At 30.1% G+C, this 757-nt stretch carries 1 protein-coding gene; it reads right to left on the bottom strand.

What is annotated here, in order from left to right:
* Positions 1–647, bottom strand: a 647-nt coding sequence (locus tag Aru01_RS18285; protein WP_042111808.1) for an SGNH/GDSL hydrolase family protein, incomplete at its 3' end; no start/stop codon positions are given.
* Positions 648–757 lie beyond the last annotated feature (110 nt).

The following is a 757-nucleotide window of genomic DNA, read 5'->3' as shown; positions in this document are numbered from 1 at the left end:
GAGAATTTTTCATGAGATGTTTTATTGTATAGATAAAAATTATCAATACACCCATCAATAATAGGACTACTACAAACTGTTAAGTCAATATTGAACGAAGTACATAGTGTTTTTAAAGTTGAGTAAACATTGCAAATTTGATTAATCTTCTCAGGCACATCTGTTTTATCGCGCTCACTCTTATGATCTATGCCCTGTAAATTGGAGTAATGTTTGCTTTGGTTCCATAGACCTCCTTTTAATTCAAGACATAACCCATCATTGGTGGGAATAAAACAAATTATATGAGTGGGTTTGAATGGAATAATTTTATTAATAACTGTATTAAGTATATTTAAACTAGTAGAACCAGATACTCCAGAGTTAATAAAGCTAAGATCATATCCATTTAACCCAAAAGTCTTGCCTAATACAGAACAAAAACGGCTATTTGATTCGCAATAAATATTCTCAACAAAAGATCCACCCAAGATGAAGGCTTTATTTTTTGATTCAATAGCAACCTCTGCTGATAGAAAATTATCCCTGTTTGTATGTTCAAAATAATTTTCACTAACAAGAGTTGGACGAATTTTTAAATAATCTTCTGGAGGTGTATGTATGCGAGTAATTGCAGATCTTTCTTTAAGCCGTATGTAACGTTTCATAAAATATGTTTTAAATCATGTGTTTTAAACAATATGTTAGCTTACTATTTTTTTAGCTCTTTTTCTATTCTAATTCCTATTATGAGTATTTTAAGCTAGGAATGAGCAGT

The sequence above is a fragment of the Acinetobacter rudis genome, from assembly GCF_000829675.1.
In the GTDB taxonomy this organism is placed as follows: Bacteria; Pseudomonadota; Gammaproteobacteria; order Pseudomonadales; family Moraxellaceae; genus Acinetobacter; species Acinetobacter rudis.
This window is presented reverse-complemented; position numbering and strand designations above follow the sequence as displayed.